The sequence below is a fragment of the Streptococcus mitis subsp. hohhotensis genome, assembly GCF_020089495.2.
Classification (GTDB): Bacteria; Bacillota; Bacilli; order Lactobacillales; family Streptococcaceae; genus Streptococcus; species Streptococcus hohhotensis.
Genome location: NZ_JAIRCA020000022.1, coordinates 1 through 18,392, shown reverse-complemented (window position 1 = coordinate 18,392; position 18,392 = coordinate 1). Strand labels below are relative to the sequence as shown.

General features: G+C 41.7%; 24 protein-coding genes. 1 reads left to right on the top strand and 23 read right to left on the bottom strand.

Annotated features, from left to right (window positions below):
• Positions 1-99: 99 nt before the first annotated feature.
• From purF to K4Z77_RS08425, 23 genes are all read right to left on the bottom strand, one after another.
• Positions 100-1,542, bottom strand: coding sequence for an amidophosphoribosyltransferase (gene purF / locus K4Z77_RS08535; protein WP_224219043.1), 1,443 nt, complete (start codon positions 1,540-1,542; stop codon positions 100-102).
• 91 nt (positions 1,543-1,633) lie between these two features.
• Positions 1,634-5,359 (bottom strand): phosphoribosylformylglycinamidine synthase, encoded by a 3,726-nt coding sequence (locus tag K4Z77_RS08530; RefSeq protein WP_224219042.1) that lies wholly within the window; start codon positions 5,357-5,359, stop codon positions 1,634-1,636.
• Between the two features lie 54 nt (positions 5,360-5,413).
• The gene (locus K4Z77_RS09740; protein ID WP_080708883.1) at positions 5,414-5,557 is read right to left on the bottom strand and encodes a phosphoribosylaminoimidazolesuccinocarboxamide synthase; all 144 of its coding nucleotides are present in this window, start codon (positions 5,555-5,557) and stop codon (positions 5,414-5,416) included.
• 1 nt (position 5,558) lies between these two features.
• Positions 5,559-6,266, bottom strand: a complete 708-nt coding sequence (gene purC / locus K4Z77_RS08520) for a phosphoribosylaminoimidazolesuccinocarboxamide synthase (RefSeq protein WP_224219041.1) — start codon at positions 6,264-6,266, stop codon at positions 5,559-5,561.
• A 169-nt stretch (positions 6,267-6,435) separates the two neighbouring features.
• Entirely contained in the window at positions 6,436-7,785 is a 1,350-nt protein-coding gene (comB, locus tag K4Z77_RS08515; RefSeq protein ID WP_224219040.1) for a competence pheromone export protein ComB, read from the bottom strand.
• Positions 7,786-7,797: 12 nt separating this feature from the next.
• A complete protein-coding gene (gene comA, locus K4Z77_RS08510; protein WP_224219039.1) occupies positions 7,798-9,951 on the bottom strand; it encodes a peptide cleavage/export ABC transporter ComA in 2,154 nt (717 codons plus the stop codon).
• Positions 9,952-10,252: 301 nt separating this feature from the next.
• A complete protein-coding gene (locus K4Z77_RS08505; RefSeq protein WP_224219038.1) occupies positions 10,253-10,441 on the bottom strand; it encodes a hypothetical protein in 189 nt (62 codons plus the stop codon).
• A gap of 387 nt (positions 10,442-10,828) precedes the next feature.
• Positions 10,829-11,035 carry a bacteriocin immunity protein gene (locus K4Z77_RS08500; RefSeq protein WP_224219037.1) on the bottom strand — a complete coding sequence of 69 codons (207 nt, stop codon included), beginning with the start codon at positions 11,033-11,035 and terminating at the stop codon, positions 10,829-10,831.
• 77 nt (positions 11,036-11,112) lie between these two features.
• Positions 11,113-11,292: a hypothetical protein gene (locus K4Z77_RS08495; protein WP_061425561.1), complete on the bottom strand. Its 180-nt coding sequence runs from the start codon at positions 11,290-11,292 to the stop codon at positions 11,113-11,115.
• An 80-nt stretch (positions 11,293-11,372) separates the two neighbouring features.
• The gene (locus K4Z77_RS08490) at positions 11,373-11,588 is read right to left on the bottom strand and encodes a bacteriocin immunity protein (protein ID WP_224219036.1); all 216 of its coding nucleotides are present in this window, start codon (positions 11,586-11,588) and stop codon (positions 11,373-11,375) included.
• Positions 11,589-11,591: 3 nt separating this feature from the next.
• On the bottom strand, positions 11,592-11,759 hold the full coding sequence (locus K4Z77_RS08485) for a class IIb bacteriocin, lactobin A/cerein 7B family (protein WP_001047582.1): 168 nt from the start codon (positions 11,757-11,759) through the stop codon (positions 11,592-11,594).
• An 8-nt stretch (positions 11,760-11,767) separates the two neighbouring features.
• Complete coding sequence (locus tag K4Z77_RS08480) at positions 11,768-11,968, bottom strand: hypothetical protein (RefSeq protein WP_000478866.1); 201 nt, start codon at positions 11,966-11,968, stop codon at positions 11,768-11,770.
• 27 nt (positions 11,969-11,995) lie between these two features.
• On the bottom strand, positions 11,996-12,190 hold the full coding sequence (locus tag K4Z77_RS08475; protein ID WP_000180831.1) for a class IIb bacteriocin, lactobin A/cerein 7B family: 195 nt from the start codon (positions 12,188-12,190) through the stop codon (positions 11,996-11,998).
• 33 nt (positions 12,191-12,223) lie between these two features.
• Positions 12,224-12,379, bottom strand: coding sequence for a hypothetical protein (locus tag K4Z77_RS08470; protein ID WP_001004582.1), 156 nt, complete (start codon positions 12,377-12,379; stop codon positions 12,224-12,226).
• Between the two features lie 11 nt (positions 12,380-12,390).
• Complete coding sequence (locus K4Z77_RS08465; RefSeq protein ID WP_000658222.1) at positions 12,391-12,519, bottom strand: smi_0059.1 family bacteriocin-like peptide; 129 nt, start codon at positions 12,517-12,519, stop codon at positions 12,391-12,393.
• Positions 12,520-12,729: 210 nt separating this feature from the next.
• Positions 12,730-12,951, bottom strand: coding sequence for a hypothetical protein (locus K4Z77_RS08460; RefSeq protein ID WP_000714131.1), 222 nt, complete (start codon positions 12,949-12,951; stop codon positions 12,730-12,732).
• A 9-nt stretch (positions 12,952-12,960) separates the two neighbouring features.
• A complete protein-coding gene (locus K4Z77_RS08455) occupies positions 12,961-13,173 on the bottom strand; it encodes a hypothetical protein (protein ID WP_000787045.1) in 213 nt (70 codons plus the stop codon).
• A gap of 26 nt (positions 13,174-13,199) precedes the next feature.
• Complete coding sequence (locus K4Z77_RS08450) at positions 13,200-13,394, bottom strand: hypothetical protein (RefSeq protein WP_224219035.1); 195 nt, start codon at positions 13,392-13,394, stop codon at positions 13,200-13,202.
• A 91-nt stretch (positions 13,395-13,485) separates the two neighbouring features.
• The gene (locus K4Z77_RS08445) at positions 13,486-13,593 is read right to left on the bottom strand and encodes a class IIb bacteriocin, lactobin A/cerein 7B family (protein WP_224219034.1); all 108 of its coding nucleotides are present in this window, start codon (positions 13,591-13,593) and stop codon (positions 13,486-13,488) included.
• 333 nt (positions 13,594-13,926) lie between these two features.
• The gene (locus K4Z77_RS08440; protein WP_000136444.1) at positions 13,927-14,163 is read right to left on the bottom strand and encodes an acyl carrier protein; all 237 of its coding nucleotides are present in this window, start codon (positions 14,161-14,163) and stop codon (positions 13,927-13,929) included.
• 5 nt (positions 14,164-14,168) lie between these two features.
• Entirely contained in the window at positions 14,169-15,161 is a 993-nt protein-coding gene (gene plsX / locus K4Z77_RS08435; protein WP_000717440.1) for a phosphate acyltransferase PlsX, read from the bottom strand.
• The gene (gene recO, locus K4Z77_RS08430) at positions 15,158-15,928 is read right to left on the bottom strand and encodes a DNA repair protein RecO (protein ID WP_084925955.1); all 771 of its coding nucleotides are present in this window, start codon (positions 15,926-15,928) and stop codon (positions 15,158-15,160) included. Before recO ends, plsX begins: the two co-directional genes overlap by 4 nt.
• Positions 15,925-17,094 carry a pyridoxal phosphate-dependent aminotransferase gene (locus tag K4Z77_RS08425; RefSeq protein ID WP_224219033.1) on the bottom strand — a complete coding sequence of 390 codons (1,170 nt, stop codon included), beginning with the start codon at positions 17,092-17,094 and terminating at the stop codon, positions 15,925-15,927. Before K4Z77_RS08425 ends, recO begins: the two co-directional genes overlap by 4 nt.
• Before the next feature lie 155 nt (positions 17,095-17,249).
• On the opposite strand from K4Z77_RS08425, the gene K4Z77_RS08420 reads away from it, so the two are divergent.
• Positions 17,250-18,260, top strand: a complete 1,011-nt coding sequence (locus K4Z77_RS08420) for a YeiH family protein (protein WP_224219032.1) — start codon at positions 17,250-17,252, stop codon at positions 18,258-18,260.
• Positions 18,261-18,392: the final 132 nt, after the last annotated feature.

Genomic DNA, 18,392 nt, shown 5'->3' with positions numbered 1-18,392 from the left:
TGACAAATGCTTTAGCTTTTAGTCAGTGGTGAAACGCGAAGCATAAGCATTCTTGTTTGTCATTTTTATATTCCTTTTCTTTAATGGAGAATCTGTCATCTATTTGTAAAAACTAGTCTTTTCTTCCAAGCTTCGACGATAGTCTTCTTCATAATCGTAGAGAGGTGTTGGGTAGTCACCGTCAAAGTAAGCGACACAGAGACCGCCATTTGGCGCATCTGTTTCGATCCCAATCGACTCAATCAAGCCATCAATTGAAAGATAGGTCAGACTGTCCGCACCAATGATTTGGCGAGTTTCTTCAACATTATGATTGGCCGCAATTAGCTCCTGACGGGTCTGGATATCAATTCCATAGAAGCATGGATAAGCTAGTGCTGGACTGCCAATAGCAACGTGAACTTCAGTCGCACCTGCTTCTTTCAAAAGCTGAACGATACGACGAGAGGTTGTTCCTCGTACAATAGAGTCATCAATCATAACAACACGCTTGCCTTTGACAACACCAGAAACTGCAGACAATTTCATCCGTACCCCTTGCTCCCGCAATTCTTGAGTCGGTTGGATAAAGGTACGTTGGGTGTATTGGTTCTTGATAAGACCCATTTCATTTGGCAAACCAGATTCTTCCGCAAATCCCATGGCTGCGCTGAGGGAAGAATTGGGCACACCGACCACAATATCCGCCTCATACTTGAATTCTCGCGCTAATTGGGCACCCATACGTTTACGTGCCGTGTGGACATTGACACCGTGGATGTTAGAATCAGGGCGGGCAAAGTAGATATACTCCATAGAACAGATTGCTAACTGAGTATCGTCTGTATAGCTATCATACTGGATTCCCTTGTCATCAATGATGACAATCTCACCTGGCTTCAAATCACGAATCCACTCGGCACCAATGACCTCAAAAGCACAAGTTTCAGAGGAAACAACCACCGCTCCATTAGCCATTTTCCCGATAGAAAGCGGACGGAAACCATTGGGGTCAAGAGCCGCAATCAACTTGTCCTCAAACAGCAAGATATAGGCAAAACCACCTTTGACAAGGCTGAGCGCTTCCTTGATTTTGCCCATTAAGTTCGGATTGTGACTGCGACGAATGAGGTGAGCCAAGATTTCCGAGTCCGAAGTCGCGCTGAAAATCGCTCCTCTATCTTCCAATTCTTTCTTGAGAGAGGCCGCATTGGTCAGATTCCCATTATGAGCCAAGCCAAACTGCATATCGTGAAAACGGAAGAGGAAAGGCTGAATGTTATCTACAGAAGCTTCGCCAGCAGTCGCATAACGCACGTGACCAATCGCACTAGTTCCCGTCAATTTATCCAAATTAGCAGGATTTCTGAAGACTTCTGATAGAAGACCCATGTCACGATGGCGCTTCAATTGTCCCTGATCATTGGAGAGGATTCCTGCCCCCTCCTGACCACGGTGCTGAAGACTATGGAGACCAAAATAGGTCAATTTAGCAGCATCTGGATGTCCCCAGATACCGAAAACACCACATTCTTCATTAAGAGATTTTACTTCGTATGTCATTTTTATACCTAATTTTCATTTGCAATCGTCAAGAGATAAATCTACATGACTTTTACATTACTGATACTATCTATTAGAAAATCTGTAAATCTTATTTTCCAGTAAAGTATTTAACCGCCGACGCAAACAGGTGCTGATCTTTATTTCCTGGGATATTTTGGAAAAGACCATCCTCATAACGTTCTGAGTGTCCCATCTTACCAATGATTTGGCCGTTCTTGCTGGTAATTCCTTCGATGGCATGGACAGAACCATTCGGATTGAACTTAGAATCCATACTTGGTTTGCCGTCAAAGTCAACGTATTGGCTAAAGATTTGACCATTGTCACGGAGCTCTGCAAATTCCTCAGCCGTCACGACAAACTTCCCTTCACCGTGTGAAACAGGAATAGCGTGGATATCACCCACTTGCACCCCAGCCAACCATGGCGAGTTGGTATTGGCAATCCGAGTTTCCACCATCTTGGCTACGTGTTGGTTGGCATCATTGTAGAAAAGGGTTGGGCTAGTACTTTTGGCATCTTCAAAGTTTCCGTATGGAAGAAGACCTGATTTGACCAAAGCTTGGAAGCCGTTACAGATACCGATAATCAAGCCACCACGGGCGATAAAGCTATCAATAACTGCACGCACTTTTTCATTAAGCAGAATATTAACAATAAACTTGGCTGAACCATCTGGTTCGTCCGCAGCTGAGAAACCACCTGCAAAGAAGAGGATGTTAGCCTTTCCGATGTTGTCAACCATGGTTTCAACTGACTTGACAATGGCTTCTTCATGCAAGGTCACGAATGGTACCAAGTTAACCTCTGCACCTTCTTTTTCGAAGGCCTTAGCTGAGTCATATTCTGAGTTGGTGCCCGGGAAGACTGGGATATAGACTACCGGTTTTTCAACTTTTTCTTTAGCTTGGATTACTGTGTTAGTAGCGACAGCTGGAACTTCTACTAGTTCTTTGGCTTGGGCAAATTCTGTTGGGTAAACTTCTTCCAGTTTTCCTTGGAAGGCACTGTCAAGCTTGTGTCCATCTAGCTTCACACCGTTGACAAGGAGTGTAAAGTCTGCTTTCGTTTGACCGATTCTCTCTACTCCAGCAATTTCTTCAGGAGATGTAAAGACAAATCCACCCAATTGAGCTGTCAAAGCTGTCTCAAGTTCAGGCAAGATCACCTCTGCACCGATATGATTTCCAAAAGTAGCAAGTGCCAAACTTTCAAGCACACCACCGTATTTAACAGCTGAAGCTGCTGTTACTTTGTAAGCCTTTTGAAGGGCTTCAAACTGAGCAAAGTTTTTCTTAATTAAGGCAAAATCAATCTCTGCAGCAAGAGCTTGACCTGGGATGTAGTAGATGTTTTCCCCAGCAACTTTAAATTCTGGAGAGAGCACCTTACGGCTATCTGCTGTTGTCACTCCAAAAGCAACCAAGGTTGGTGGTACGGTCAATTCTTCAAAGGTACCAGACATAGAGTCCTTACCACCGATAGATGGCAAGCCAAGCTGAATCTGAGCTTCGATGGAGCCTAGGAGAGCTGCCACTGGCTGACCAAAACGCTCAGCTTGTTTGTCCATGCGCTCGAAGTACTCTTGGTAAGAGAAGCGAGCCTTAGACCAGTTTGCACCAGCAGCAACCAAACGAGCAGTTGCTTCGATCACCGCATAGGCAGCACCGTGGTATGGAGACCATTCTGCAATATAAGGGTTGAAACCTTGAGCAATGACTGACGCAGTATGAGTCACACCATGTTGAACTGGTAATTTCTGCACAGATGCCTCAGTTGGTGTGAGTTGATAGCGACCACCAAGTGGGTGATTGACCGTTGAACGACCAACAGAGCAGTCAAAGATGGTTTGTAAGCCTTTTTGACTCGCATGGTTGAGGTCAGATAGAACCGTAAGGGTATCTGCTTCAAGTGTGTCAGCAGATGTTTGACGTTCTTCTGGAAGCTTGACATCCTTGTCCACAACCTTAGCATCAACGACCACGCGCACACCATTGGTATCAAGGAAACGGCGTTCCAAGTCTACAATGGTTTCACCATTCCAGTGCATGACTAGATTTGGTTTTTCAGTTACTGTCGCAACCACAACAGCATCAATATTCTCTTTGTTACATTCAACAACGAAGGCATCTACATCCTTAGGACGAACCACGACTGCCATCCGTTCTTGTGATTCAGAGATGGCAATTTCTGTGCCATTCAAGCCCTGGTATTTAAGAGGCACCTTGTTGAGGTCGATTTCAAGACCGTCTGCCAATTCACCGATGGCTACACAGACACCACCAGCACCAAAGTCGTTGGATTTCTTGATGAGACGAGTGACATCACCATTACGGAAGAGGCGCTGAATCTTACGTTCTTCGATTGCATTCCCTTTTTGAACCTCAGCTCCAGCAGTCTCTACAGATTCAACTGTTTGAACCTTAGAAGAACCTGTCGCACCACCGACACCATCACGTCCAGTCTTCCCACCGAGCAAGATAATCACATCACCCGCTTCCGGTTTTTCACGGACAACATTGCCCTTAGGAGCTGCACCGACAACAGCACCTAGCTCCATGCGTTTAGCTACAAAGCCTGGGTGGAAGTATTCACGAACGTAGGTTGTTGCAAGCCCAATCTGGTTACCGTAAGAAGAATAACCATGGGCCGCTGTCTTCGAAATGACTTGTTGTGGCAATTTCCCAGCGCGAGTTTCCGAAATCGGAGCTGTAATATCACCAGCGCCTGAGATACGCATAGCTTGGTAAACGTATGAACGGCCTGACAACGGATCACGAATAGCTCCACCGATACAGGTAGCCGCTCCACCAAATGGCTCAATTTCCGTTGGGTGATTATGGGTTTCGTTTTTAAACATGAGGAGCCATGGTTCTTTCACACCATCAACGTCCACTTCGATTTCGACTGAGCAGGCGTTTATTTCATCAGACACTTCCATGTCGTCCAAACGTCCATTAGCACGCTCATAACGACCGAAAATAGTTGCCATATCCATCAAGGTTTGCGGTTTTTCAGAACGCCCCAACTCCTCACGCATAGCGATATATTTGTCATAGGTTGACTGCAATTGTTTTTGGAATTTAGAAGCTGAGAAATCAATCTGCTTCAACTCAGTCTCAAACGTCGTGTGACGGCAGTGGTCAGACCAGTAAGTATCCAAAACCTTGAGTTCCGTCTCAGTTGGCACACGCCCGATTGACTTAAAGTAGTCTTGGATAAAAAGCAAATCATCCACTTCCATGGCCATCCCTTGCTCGGCCTTGTAGCGAGCAAAGTCTTCTGCCGTATAGCTTTCAAAGAAAGTCAATTTAGGAATGGTCTTGTCTGACTCAGAAAATTCCTGCTTGGCAATCCCTGTCGTGATGTCCTTGAAACGAGAATCAACTGGATTGAGCAAGTAGTTCTTAACCGCCTCTAACTCAGTCGCATCAATGTCTTTATTGACCAAGTAAAGTTGGGCTGTATTAACCGTTACATCACTCGAACTTCCCAACAAAAGCAAGGCTTCTTGCGAAGAAGCTGCACGCTGGTCAAACTGCCCTGGCAGGCTTTCAATAGCAAAGAAAGCATAGTTAGCAAGATCCGCCTGTACAGCAGCTTCATCCAAGACATGGTCTGTCACCTGCTCAGAGAAGATGTGCTTCTCTGCAGGTGCAAACAGGTCCTCTGCCAAGTCAAATACATCATAAACTTGCACGATGCGAATACTTTTCAAGCTTGAAAGTCCCAAGTTGTGCTGGAGTTCTCTAACCAAACTCTCTGACTTGACCTGAAAATCAGACTTTTTCTCAACAAAAATACGTTTATCCATCAATTCTTATTCCTTTATTTCAGCTCTTGCAATGTTCCAACGACCTTGAGGTTGTTATTTCAATTCTTGCAACTTTTCCCAAACAATCTCGTAGACATCGATTAGTTCACCTAGTCCCCTACGGAGTGAAAAGGTCTGGGGGACCTTTTCAGCCTGAGTTCTTTTAGTTGAGAGACGAAGGTTTTCCGTTGCAAACAGATTATTTCAAACCTTGCAGCTTCTCCCAAACAACTTCATAAACATCTGTTAATTCACCTAGATCCCTACGGAAAACATCCTTATCCATGTGGTTGCCATCCGCATCCCACAAACGGCAGTTATCTGGTGAAAATTCATCTGCTAAGATAATCTTGCCATCCTTATCAAAACCGAACTCTAGCTTAAAGTCAATCAACTTAAGCCCAATCTCAGCAAACCAGGCTTTTAAAAGTTCATTAATACGACGGGTTTCTTCCTTCAAGTAGGCGATTTGCTGGTCATCCGCAATCTTTAGGAATTTCACATGCTCATCATTGATAAACGGGTCATCCAAATCATCATTTTTATAGTAAAATTCAACAATCGGAGTCTCAAATGCGATTCCTTCGTCTACGCCAAAACGTTTTGAAAAGGAACCAGCCGTGTAGTTGCGAAGCACGACTTCCAAAGGAATGATTTCCACCTTTTTATTGAGTTGTTCCGTATCTGAAAGCTTCTCCACAAAGTGAGTCACCACACCAGCCGCATTTAATTTCTCAAAAATAAAAGATGAAATCTGATTATTCAACACTCCCTTACCTGCAATCTGTTCCTTCTTAACACCATTGAAAGCAGTCGCCTGGTCCTTGTAAGTTGAAATAATAAGATTTTCATCCTCAGTTGTATAGATATCTTTAGCTTTTCCCGAATAGATCAATTGTTTTGACATTTTAAAGTTCGCCTTTCGTATTACTTGAGCACATTCTACCATAAAAAACCTAAAATTACAAGAATTTAACCGAATAAATAATGTAACAATCTCGAAAATCATAAAGAAAAAACTGCAAGAAGAATCTTTCTCACAGTTTTAAAATCATTTAACTCTAAAAACACGAACATTACTCTTTGTTCAAAAATTGATCCAAATAATAACGTAGGTAACTTTTCTTGCCCGTAATCATCTGCAGGCGACCTTCCACCCCATATCGAAGTTTTTCAGCCTGCTCTGAAGTTAGATTAGTCTCCGCCTCGATTTTAAAGAAATTCCCTTTTTCAGTCTTAGTAGCTGTCGCATCAATACTTGTAATAGTAGAATCTAGGAAAAGTTGATTCTTGGCATCATGAGTCGTCGTATAGCGAACAGAATCACCGACCTTGATCCTTGCTACATCTTTTGAACTTAGATAAGCTATAAGTTTGGCTTTCCCTTCTTTTTCCAAGGACGGATAGAGTTGGGCTAGTAAGGCACCTTCTGCTACCATAGTAGAATCACTGGTCTCAGGATTAAGGTGAAGCACCCCATCCTCACTTGCCGTAATTTTCCCCTTGTCTAAAAGATTTCCCTGTACCTTCTTACCTGACTCCACCTCCAAGATTTTCTGGTCTAGAAGGGTCAATTCCTGACCAACCTTAGCCAAATGTTGGGATTTAAGAGATTCCAATTGACTGCTTAAGCCTGACGCATAGGCTTGTTGGGTACCTGAACCTACATACTGGACACGGTAAGTAGCAAGACTGGATTCTAACTGAGAAAGCTGTGCTTCAACCTGCGCAACTGCTTGGGCCTTAGATTGCGGATTTTCCTCGCCCTGAGACTTATAGGACTGGTAGAGAGAGTAGGCTAGATTCTGATTGGCCAAGGAAGCACCTGTTTCAATAGCTGACTTAGCTGTCTGGTAATCGCGAATTTTAGCCTCTGTTTGGCTGATGAGGTTGCCGATTTCGGCTTGAGTCTGACTAGCTGCTGCATTCTGGGATGCGATGGTCTCATTTTGTTGCGATGTACTAGCCCTAAGACTGCCTGCTTGACTGATGTAGTCGCGAAAGGTGGCTTGGTAGCCAAACTTATCCTCCTCTGGAAAGTGGTTCTCCCCTTCTTGCAAGCTCTTCTGCAAATACTTCAATTGCTTTTTTTGATCCTTGAGCATGTCCAACTGACTAGCATAGGCCTCCGCTTGGACACCCTCTGCCCCTTCCTGATATTGAACCAACAGTTCTCCCTTTTTTACCAGCTTATTTTCTTCCAAATGATTGACAAGAATGCGATTGTTGCTAGTTGACTGGATATTTGCAAGGATTCGACTAGGCTCGACAGTAGCTCTAGCAGACAAACTCATCTCCTTCTCTGCAAATGTTGCAAAGCCAAGCAAAAACACGAGCAGAAGGGACATGGGTACAATCACCCGACTGGAAAAATTATGATAACGACGGTTATAAAACTCCGCACTTTCTAAAAATTCTGGTTTCATCCTCTCCTCTTTCTAGCTATTCACCAAATGGGCGTAGAAGCCACCCTGTGCAAGCAAATCAGCATGCTTTCCTTCTTCGACAATCTTTCCCTGATCCAAGACTACAACCTTCTCTGTCCGCTCAGCAATGGTCAAGCGGTGAGCAATGAAAATCAAGGTCTTGTCTAAAGCCATAAGATTATCGACAATTCGCTTCTCTGTCAAAATATCCAAACTGCTAGTCGCCTCATCCAAAATCAATACAGGGGCATCCGTCAAGAGAGCACGCGCCAAAGCGATTCTCTGCCGTTGGCCACCTGAGATCCCTGCCCCATCCGAAGTCAACTCTGTCTGGTAATTCAGGGGCATACGCTCGATATCCTCCCGAATCTCTGCCAATTCGACCGCCCGTAAGATATCCTCTTGAGTCGTCCCCTCCTTGGCTCCCAAAAGAAGATTCTCCAAAATCGTTCCGTTAAAGACATAGGGCTGTTGAGGCAGATAGTTGATATACTGGCGCAGGGCTTTTTTATCAATCTGATTGAGATTGACACCACTCAGACTAATCTCCCCTTGACTTGGGTCGTAAAAATTAACCATCATCTTGGCCAAGGTCGTCTTACCTGACCCTGAAATTCCCACAAAAGCAACCTTAGAACCCTGCGGAATAGTCAAATTGATATCCGACAAGACGTCTCGACCATAACCATACTTATAGTAAACCTGCTTGAAGGTCATATCTCCCTTCATCAAGCTCAAATCCTCAACCGTTTTCTTCTCCTCAAACTCCGAAGCTACCAGATACACTTCATTTAGACGGTTATTGGCAACCTGCGCTGTCTGAAGCTTGGTTTGCAGGTTGATGATATTTTCCAAAGGATTTGTAAAGTAAACCAGCAAGGTATTATAGGTAATCAACTGCCCCAAACTCATCTTGCCATCCATGACCAGAACAGCCCCCATCCAGAGAATGCCGACATTGAGCAAGAGATGGGCAACTTTTTTCAGAGCCTTTTGCTGACTCTCTGCCCTACTATAGGTAAAGGATTTTTTCAGATAATCCACAAATTCCTTGTCAATTTTTTGGTAACGCTGACTCTCACTGGTCAAGGACTTAATAGTCTCAATACCGTTGATGTCCTCAATGATAGAAGAAGACAGAACTGCATTGGCTTCCATGGTATCCCGATTCATCTTTTCAAACGGCTTCATAAAAGCAAAGATAATCACTGTATAGATAGGAAGTGCCAATAAAGTCATGAAAAAGAGATTGGTATTTTGTGAAAATAAAACAAGGGAAATAATGACAACCGTTGATACATCTAGGAAAATCGAAAGAATGGTCGAAGCCAGCGCATCAATGATACTGTTAGCATCTGTAAAACGAGAAACGATTTCCCCTGTACGACGTGTCGCAAAAAAGGACATAGGCAGGTGAAAAACATGCTTGATATAGGACAAAATCACATCAATCGACAAGCGTTGCCCCAAAACAAGTAAGAGATACTCCTGAGCATAAGACAAGACCTGCTGGAGAATATAGACGATGACCAGTCCGATAGAGATAATCCCCAGCGTCGAACGCATCTGATCTGGCACATAGGTATCAATGATAGACTGCAGATAATAAGAACCCACAATGTTAATCACGGTAACCAAGAGTGTTGCCAAAACGATATTGGCAATCAAGCCACGCTGCTTCACTAATATAGGGATAAAAGAGAGCAGGCCATTCTTTTGATCCTTATGGGGCTTATAGTCTGGACTAGGTGCCATAAACAGAGTCACCCCTGTCCATTCTTCCGCAAAACGCTCACGTGGCAGTTTGGTCAATTTCACCCCAGGATCTGGATCGGCAATATGAATGCTATCCTTATCCTGCCCAGTCACCACATAGTAGTGGAGCAATTTCCCTTCCTTAAGCACATGGGCAACAAAAGGAAAGGTCAAATCTGGCAAGTCAAAGAGCGTCATATCCGCCTTAATCGCTCGCGTCTCAAAGCCAATCTCCTCTGCCACCTTGACCAAGCCCAAAGCCGTCGTCCCATCCATGGTCGTCTTGGCCAATTCTCGCAAGTGAGCTAAAGAATAGTAACTACCATAGTAGCCAAAAACCATGGCTAATGAAGCTACACCGCAGTCCATCTGATCCACCTGCGGACGATAGTGACGTTTCCCAAATTTCATATTCATCTCCTTTTTCTAATACTAAATGAAAATCAAAGAGTAAACTAGCCGCAGGCTGCTCAAAACACTGTTTTGAGGTTGTAGATAGGACTGACGAAGTCAGTCACATATATACGGCAAGGCGACGTTGACGTGGTTTGAATTTGATTTTCGAAGAGTATAAACTCATCTGATAATAACTATCTTACCCCAATCCCCAAACAAAATCTGGACTTCCTCCCCAAATGCGCCTATCCCCCTCCCAACTGTACTTTTTGGATAAAAAAATAGGCAGAACAAAAGTCATGCCTAAAATATATATTTATTTCTTTTTCTGCCTAATTCTTTTGTCAATCATATATAAAACGATAATCGAAAACAGCGGTGGTACAATATAACTCTTTTCACTCATTGTCAGCTGAAATCCCAGAGTTGCTAGTATCTTAAAGATGAAAATATTCATCAAAAATAGAAAAACAAATACTAAAAAATATTTTAAAACCTTCTTCATTTCTTTTCTTCAACTCTCCTAATTTCTATAACTATTTTATCAAAAATATATGTAAAACTCCAAATAAACATCTCAACTGCACTTTTGGCAAAAAATAGGCAGAACAAACGTCCTACCTACTAAAAATATGCTATTGAAAGGAAAATGATTTTTTTCGGACACCCTAGGCAAGCTTGGAACAAATAAATCATTGATAGTAACCTTTACGACATCCTATTTAAAGTTACTTCAATTTTTAATGTCCCTGCTATTTCTAAGCCACCTCTGGTATGATCTATTCCTAGTCAGAATAGATAACACCGTTCTAAATTACGATTCATAGTTACTCCTTTTTTGATTCGTTACTATAAGACACCTATTCCCTATAGAGCGTCTACTACTTCAAATTTATCCATTCTTTTTTTCTTTACTTCTGTATAAAAGAATGAAGACCATCATAAATAATGCAATCATTGGTATATTGAAACTATCAAACCAAGTAGGTAAAGATACTTTATTCATATCAGCTACTAATCTGATGATGATATAAGACATTGAACTAAGTAATACCATGATTTCAGGCAAAACTTTCAGTATTGATTTAACAAATTTCATATTAAACTCCAATGTGATGCATTCTTAGATTCTAGCCTAGCCATTTTAGCGCAGAATAATAAGTCATTCTTAACTGTTTACTCTACTCGCTTTTTATTGGCCTTATATCCTAGATAAAAGAGCCCAAATAAAACAGGGTAAATTTCTGGATAAAATAGAGTATTGATCGGATTTTTCAAAATCAAATACGTTGCGATGTAGATTATGAGCGATACGGTAAAATAACCCTCAGCAAAACCTAATAAAAATGTTTTCATAAGAAACTCCTAATTACCTGACAAGAATGGCGGAAAAACGCTACCATTCATATACATAAAATCCTTTTGATTCATGTTCTTCATTTATAGTTTTGATTATTTTTTGACAAATCTTTGCGAAAAATACCAAAATATGCTGAGAAAAGCAAACCAACCAAAGTCCATTGCCAATTAAAGGATACTAACGAACCTGTACGAATCACATGAAGCACGAGATTAAGAGTTATTCCCAACAAAGGACATATAGTGGCTAGTTTAGGTAACAATGTATTAAGATTAAGGTTGCAACTGTTCATTATCTAACGCCCACGACGAGCAAAATCTGAACCAAATTTGTAACCAGCATTAAAAATTTGTACAGCAGCATTCAGTACTCCTGCAATCCCAACTGCTTCCGCAAGACCAAAACCACCTTTTGTTCCCACTAATTCATCGTCAGATAATTGATAAAATTGTTCTAAGTTCATATTCGTCATTACTCCTTTGTATTATATTTTATTGCTATGTAAATGAGTAAAATGAGTATTGGATAAGTAAATACTTCTGAAATATCCATAAAATTTACACTATACTGTCCAGATAATATTTTATAATCAATTAAAATTTGAACGATAGTAAAAATAATACGTAGCGATAACAATACCCCTAATAATATCACTTCTTTTTTTAAAAACATAGAAATGCCTCTCTGACTACAATCAGATTATGGTCTATTCGCATAATACCCCAAAGCTGCTCCTCCAGCAAAAAGCGCTGCTGCTCCACCTGCTACTGCTGCACCTATCTTCCAAATAGATACTCCAGCGACTACAAGAGGTAATGCTCCCCCATCTACATTCACCAACTCTTCTTCTGTAAGAGCTACAAAGTTCTGCTCCATTTTGTCAAAATTTGTCATCTTTTTCTCCTATTGTTCTATTTTTTCTAAATCTTATCTTCTAAAAAATGGGATTCCAATAAATACACTACGTAACAATAGACCTGTAATTAGACCCCCTTGATAACTTTCCTCACTACCACCCACCAGCAAAGCTAAGTCGCTTTCCTTTAATACCTCAATAGTATACTTATCATTCATTTCATTCATCGCTTATCCTCCTAAAAACCTAAACCTCTACGAAATCCAATGTACCAATCTACAAGGGTCTTCGTCCAATTTTCTCCACCTTGAATATCGGTCAATTCTTCCGAAGTTAGCTCAACAAATCCATAGTAATGTTCTTTCATTATTTTATTCCTTTCTTTTTTCTTCTCACTTATTTATTCGAAAAACAATTCGAAAATGTACAACTAAATTAAATTTTATTTGAAAATTTATGATTTCTCCAAAATGTTTTATCTTAAATATAGTAATCCCATGTAACTAGATCTACATCAGATAAACCTCCGATAATATACCTTTTACGAGACTCTTTACTCTGTTCTTGTTTTCATTGATTATCGTTCTTTTTCTGTCATTGCTGTAAACTGATAATCACTTCCTAAAATATTATTAGTATAATTCACTTTGGGTTTAAATGTTTCTTTTTTATTAATATAGTATGTCAATGCTACTAACAAAATACAGCTCTCCAACGATACCTTTTCTAAATTAAATAGAGAATAAATTAATAATATGCTGTAAGCTGTTAAAACAAAACCTAATAAAAATTTTTTCATAGCAAGCTCTTATTTTTCCTTCTGTCTGTCTAACCTTGTTATCATCTTGTTAATGAAGAGCAACACAAGAGTAGAAAATAAAGGTGGCATGAGGTAACTATCCACACTGCCCGTCAAAGAAAAACCAAGCATAGCTAATATTCCAAGCAACATCAAATTCATGATAGCCATAGAGACAAACAATAAAACAATTTTTATTACTCTAGTTATTTCATTTTTCATTGAATCACCTCATAAGTATTAAAAAATTATCGCAATCTTGAAAGTCCCCAATCGCCTATTGCTTTAACGCTTTTTCCTGCAACGTAAACAGAAACAGCTGTACCACCAATGATTCCAAGCGCCTTGGTTACACCCCATGCTAACGCAAGAGCACCTACTACAGTGCCACCTGAAATTTTTTCCAATTCATCTGATTTCATATTTTCAAAGTTATAATTCATTATCTATCCCCTTCATCTATTAATTAGTAGCTAGAGCAGCAAAACCTACTGCTACACCTGCTGATAGAGCATGGCCTACTAATACTTTTGTTCACCAAATAGTAAACAATACAGGACCAAAGAATCCCCCATCCACATTCACCAACTCTTCTTCTGTAAGAGCTACAAAGTTCTGTTCCATTTTGTCAAAATTTGTCATATTTTTCTCCTCAATTTGTATATATTTTTATATGTTTAATGTTTATCCTCTAAGCCACTTAAATAGCCAGATTGGATAAATAACTGAAATAATCATTTCTAATCTCCTTCCTTTTCCTCTTACTTATCTATTCGAAAAACAATTCGAAAATGTACAACGAAATTAAATTTTATTTAAAAAATAACTTAATAAACCACGGATAAAAACCAGTCACATACATAAATACTCCTCTTTTTCTTCCTCACCTATCTATTCGTAATTCCCACTAAAAGTTCTAAATTTTTTATTTTCCCTGACAATAAAAAAGCAACACGACTTGCATGTTGCTTCTTGCTATTCTTTACTTTTGACGACTTCTACCACATCTCCTACACTTTGGAGTTGGTCAATTTCCTCATCGCTGATTTCGATATTAAATTCATCTTCCAGTGTCAAGATAAACTCCATCAAGTCAACTGAGTCCGCATCCAAATCGTCTTTCAGACTCAAGGATTCTGTCACGACAAAGTCCTCTCCCTGTCGCTCTTGGATAATGGTCACAATACGGTCAAAAATTTCTTTTTCTGTCATCTCTTTTATTCTCCTGAAAATTCACGCGCAGTCTGGGCAACTACGTCTGTTTCTAGCATGGTACGAATCTGGCGGATTGTACTATAAACAGCCTTGGCATCGCTTGAGCCATGAGTCTTGACAACAGGTGCCTTGACACCAAACAAGACTGCTCCACCAACATCTGAATAATTGAGCTGTTTTTTCAAACCTCTAAGGCTGTCCTTGAGAAGGAGGGCGCCTAGTTTCGCTCGGAGACCACCACCTGTAATAGCTATCTTGAGCAAGCCCATGATTCCCATGGCTGTCCCTTCGATGGATTTGAGCACAGCGTTTCCCGTGAAACCATCTGCCACAACAACATCCGCAACGCCATTCATCAAATCACGTGCTTCCACATTTCCGATAAAGTTTAAACTTTCATCAGCCACCAGTAATTCATAGGTTTCCTTACGAAGCGGGTCGCCCTTACTACTCTCTGTTCCATTGTTGAGCAAGCCAACGCGTGGTTGCGCAATACCACGAACATTTTTAGCATAGAAGGAACCTAGAACCGCATATTGATGGAGGTGCTGGGCTGTATTTTCCGCATTGGCACCGAGGTCCAGCATGTCAAACCCCTTCCCATCTACAGTCGGCAAAGTCGACATAAGCCCAGGACGATCGATGTTCTTGATACGACCCACGATGAAAAATCCTGCTGCTAGTAAAGCACCTGTATTCCCAGCCGATAGGACAGCGTCTGCTTCACCTTCTTTGACAGCCTTGGCCGCCAAGACCATACTAGCATTTTTCTTCTTCCGAATAGCTCTCGTAGGTTCATCGTCTGAATCAATCTTCTCATCCGTATGGATAATGCTGACGCGCTCTGTCGCTGTCAGATATTGCTTGATTTTAGCTTCATCTCCGTAGAGTTGAACCTCAATATCTGAAAAGTCAGCAAGGGCTTGATTGACACCCTCAACGATGGCCTGAGGTGCGTAATCGCCTCCCATGGCATCTACTGCGATTTTTTTCATTTCTTTTCCTCTTTTAGTAATTGTCCCCAGTCTGCTAGGGAATCAATAAATTTCTTTGATTTTAGGTGAATCCCAACGTACTCTTCGTAGAGTTGATCCATAAATTGGCGTAGCTCTTGCTTGATTTCAGGCTTGAGCGAAATGGTCTCCAAGGTCTCAAAATCAATGGCTTGAAATTGATTGAGCAGATAAGGGATATTGGGATTGAGATGGCAACGTCTCTCATCTTCATGATAATGATCTGGACAGAGGCAGGCTCCATATTTGAAAGAAAAGTCAAAAGCCTGACCAACCCGATGACAAAAGACACACTCATTAAAATTGAGGCTGATCCCAAATCGAGTCAAGATTTGAATTTCAAAAATATTGGTCAAAACTTGATAATCCAAGCCAGCTTCCATCAACTCCAAAGTCTTTTGCAAAAAAGCAAACAAGGGAGCATCCTGCTGATTGTCCTGCAAACTAGCATCTGCAAGAGCCGCTACATAGGTCGCATAGGCCATGACAAAGAGGTCACTATTAATCTTGGGAAAAGTCATCACCTCATGATAGTCCTCGATGTAACTAAGCCCATCATCATTGATTCGTAAGAGAAATCGAGCCAGCACCAAGGGCTGAATAACCGGCGCCAGCTTAGACTGGCCAGCATGTTTAACGAAAAACATGCGCTTGCCAGCCTGCTCTGTAAAAATCTTGACTAACTTGTCATCCTCACGAAAGTTACGATTGTAGAGCACCAATCCTTGACTCGTGATAGACTGAATCATGCTTCTCTCATATACTCCTCAAGTCGTTTCATGGCTTCTTTGATAGTCTCCATGCTGGCTGCATAAGACAGGCGAACATAACCTTCTCCATAACGCCCAAAGGCAGCACCAGGGATAAAGGCAACAGCCTTCTTCTGAGCAAAATCCTTGAGAAAGGCAAATGAGTCTTGGTTGTAACCAGCTGGAATCTTAGCAAAGATATAGAAGGCACCGTCTGGTTTGATAATCTCAAAACCAAGAGCAGTCATTTTCTCTATAATATAGTCCCGACGCTGGATATATTCCTTCTTCATAGGCTCCGCATCGTTTTTACCAGCCGTCAAGGCCTCCACCGCAGCGTGTTGCGCCATGGTATTTGCGGCAGTCACCAAGTACTGGTGACTCTTGATTAACTGAGCTGTGAAAGCCGCAGGAGCGAAAATTAATCCCAAACGCCAACCTGTCATGGCATGTGATTTAGATAGACCATTGATAATAATAGCCTGATCTCTCAACATGGTTCCCAGAGACACATGGGCTTCGCCTGTGTAGGTCAATTCTGAGTAGACCTCATCACAGACAACGAAAATCTCGTACTTGCGTAAAACAGCTGCCAAGGACTCCAATTGTTCCCGACTATAGGTAATTCCTGTCGGATTAGCTGGATAGTTGAGAATAACCGCCTTGAGCTTGTCACCTTGCTCCAAAATGGCCTTCTCCAACATTTCAGGAGTCAAGACAAACCCATTTTCAGTCGTATCAATCTCAACAATTTCTGCCCCAACTAAGTTAACAATCGGTTCATAGCCTGGATAGGCAGGAGCTGGCAAGAGCACCTTGTCTCCCTCTTCCAAAATAGCCGTCAAAGTAGCAGATAAAGCCTCTGTCGCCCCAATTGTAACTAAGATTTCATTTTCAGGAGCATAGTCCAGTTGATACTTTTCCTTAACAAAATCACTGGCCGCCTGACGTAGAGTTAGCAGACCACTCATCCCTGTATAGTAGGATTGGTTCTGATCAATCGCTCGCTTGGCCGCCTCCTTAACATGATCTGGCGTTGTAAAATCAGGTTCCCCCAAGGTCAAACGCAAGACCCCAGGAATCTCCGAAATAGCCTGGTCAAACTGACGAATCAACGAAACTTGAATCTTATCTAACTGTTTATTAAAGCGCTTAGTTAAGTCCATAGATACCTCCTACTGTAAAAACGTATCTCTATTATACTACAAAAGCCCCCCGACCGCAAAAATACATTATAGAATAACTTTCCACTTTCCACTTTCTATTTTACTTTTCCTCTTTACAGGTCTATAATGGTAACAGATTCTATTTGGAGGTTTTTATGTCATTTCTATCAAAAAATGGAGCAGGCATCTTGGCCTGCCTTCTCATTTCCATCCTATCTTGGTACTTAGGAGGATTCTTCCCTGTGATTGGCGCGCCCGTTTTTGCCATTTTCATAGGCATGCTTCTCCATCCCTTTCTCTCACCCTATAAACAACTGGATGCTGGATTGACCTTTAGTTCCAAGAAATTGCTCCAGTATGCCGTTATCTTGCTTGGTTTTGGTCTCAATATCTCGCAAGTCTTCGCAGTTGGGCAATCTTCACTCCCTGTCATCCTTTCCACCATTTCAATAGCCTTGATTGTTGCCTACCTCTTCCAGCGTTTCTTTGCACTGGACACAAAACTGGCTACCTTGATTGGAGTGGGGTCTTCTATCTGTGGGGGCTCTGCCATTGCGGCGACAGCGCCCGTTATCCATGCCAAGGAAAAGGAAGTAGCCCAAGCCATCTCCGTTATCTTTTTCTTCAATGTCTTGGCTGCGCTCATATTTCCAACGCTAGGTACCTGGCTTCATCTATCCAATGAAGGCTTCCCCCTCTTTGCAGGGACTGCGGTCAATGATACTTCCTCTGTAACCGCCACAGCTAGCGCTTGGGACAGTCTCTACCAGACCAATACCCTCGAATCCGCAACCATTGTCAAACTTACGCGGACACTGGCTATCATCCCCATCACTCTCTTTCTCTCCTACTGGCAAAGTCGCGAGCAAAAAAATAAGCAAGGCCTTCAACTGAAAAAAGTCTTCCCACTTTTTATCCTTTACTTTATCCTTGCATCTCTCCTAACCACCCTACTGACCTCTCTTGGGGTATCCAGTAGTTTCTTTACCCCTCTCAAACAACTCTCCAAATTCCTCATTATCATGGCCATGAGTGCTATCGGTCTCAAAACAAATCTGGTCGCTATGGTCAAATCCAGCGGAAAATCCATTATTCTCGGAGCCATTTGCTGGATAGCCATCATTCTCACCAGTCTCGGTATGCAGACCCTTATCGGCATTTTCTAACACAAAAGGTAGCCCACCAGCCAATGTCATTAAGTTAGTGATCTAACTACTTGAATAGGAGGTGTGATTGAGATCATCAAAGTGATTCTCTATCCTATCTTCTATTTTTTTGCATAACAAATAAAGGTTTTT

Excerpts from the sequence above, each read along its gene's own strand:
- purF (WP_224219043.1), bottom strand. The coding sequence starts at position 1,542 with ATGACATACGAAGTAAAATCTCTTAATGAAGAATGTGGTGTTTTCGGT.
- K4Z77_RS08530 (WP_224219042.1), bottom strand. The coding sequence starts at position 5,359 with ATGGATAAACGTATTTTTGTTGAGAAAAAGTCTGATTTTCAGGTCAAG.
- purC (WP_224219041.1), bottom strand. The coding sequence starts at position 6,266 with ATGTCAAAACAATTGATCTATTCGGGAAAAGCTAAAGATATCTATACA.
- comB (WP_224219040.1), bottom strand. The coding sequence starts at position 7,785 with ATGAAACCAGAATTTTTAGAAAGTGCGGAGTTTTATAACCGTCGTTAT.
- comA (WP_224219039.1), bottom strand. The coding sequence starts at position 9,951 with ATGAAATTTGGGAAACGTCACTATCGTCCGCAGGTGGATCAGATGGAC.
- K4Z77_RS08505 (WP_224219038.1), bottom strand. The coding sequence starts at position 10,441 with ATGAAGAAGGTTTTAAAATATTTTTTAGTATTTGTTTTTCTATTTTTG.
- K4Z77_RS08500 (WP_224219037.1), bottom strand. The coding sequence starts at position 11,035 with ATGAAATTTGTTAAATCAATACTGAAAGTTTTGCCTGAAATCATGGTA.
- K4Z77_RS08495 (WP_061425561.1), bottom strand. The coding sequence starts at position 11,292 with ATGAAAACATTTTTATTAGGTTTTGCTGAGGGTTATTTTACCGTATCG.
- K4Z77_RS08490 (WP_224219036.1), bottom strand. The coding sequence starts at position 11,588 with ATGAACAGTTGCAACCTTAATCTTAATACATTGTTACCTAAACTAGCC.
- K4Z77_RS08485 (WP_001047582.1), bottom strand. The coding sequence starts at position 11,759 with ATGAACTTAGAACAATTTTATCAATTATCTGACGATGAATTAGTGGGA.
- K4Z77_RS08480 (WP_000478866.1), bottom strand. The coding sequence starts at position 11,968 with ATGTTTTTAAAAAAAGAAGTGATATTATTAGGGGTATTGTTATCGCTA.
- K4Z77_RS08475 (WP_000180831.1), bottom strand. The coding sequence starts at position 12,190 with ATGACAAATTTTGACAAAATGGAGCAGAACTTTGTAGCTCTTACAGAA.
- K4Z77_RS08470 (WP_001004582.1), bottom strand. The coding sequence starts at position 12,379 with ATGAATGAAATGAATGATAAGTATACTATTGAGGTATTAAAGGAAAGC.
- K4Z77_RS08465 (WP_000658222.1), bottom strand. The coding sequence starts at position 12,519 with ATGAAAGAACATTACTATGGATTTGTTGAGCTAACTTCGGAAGAATTG.
- K4Z77_RS08460 (WP_000714131.1), bottom strand. The coding sequence starts at position 12,951 with ATGAAAAAATTTTTATTAGGTTTTGTTTTAACAGCTTACAGCATATTA.
- K4Z77_RS08455 (WP_000787045.1), bottom strand. The coding sequence starts at position 13,173 with ATGAAAAATGAAATAACTAGAGTAATAAAAATTGTTTTATTGTTTGTC.
- K4Z77_RS08450 (WP_224219035.1), bottom strand. The coding sequence starts at position 13,394 with ATGAATTATAACTTTGAAAATATGAAATCAGATGAATTGGAAAAAATT.
- K4Z77_RS08445 (WP_224219034.1), bottom strand. The coding sequence starts at position 13,593 with ATGACAAATTTTGACAAAATGGAACAGAACTTTGTAGCTCTTACAGAA.
- K4Z77_RS08440 (WP_000136444.1), bottom strand. The coding sequence starts at position 14,163 with ATGACAGAAAAAGAAATTTTTGACCGTATTGTGACCATTATCCAAGAG.
- plsX (WP_000717440.1), bottom strand. The coding sequence starts at position 15,161 with ATGAAAAAAATCGCAGTAGATGCCATGGGAGGCGATTACGCACCTCAG.
- recO (WP_084925955.1), bottom strand. The coding sequence starts at position 15,928 with ATGATTCAGTCTATCACGAGTCAAGGATTGGTGCTCTACAATCGTAAC.
- K4Z77_RS08425 (WP_224219033.1), bottom strand. The coding sequence starts at position 17,094 with ATGGACTTAACTAAGCGCTTTAATAAACAGTTAGATAAGATTCAAGTT.
- K4Z77_RS08420 (WP_224219032.1), top strand. The coding sequence starts at position 17,250 with ATGTCATTTCTATCAAAAAATGGAGCAGGCATCTTGGCCTGCCTTCTC.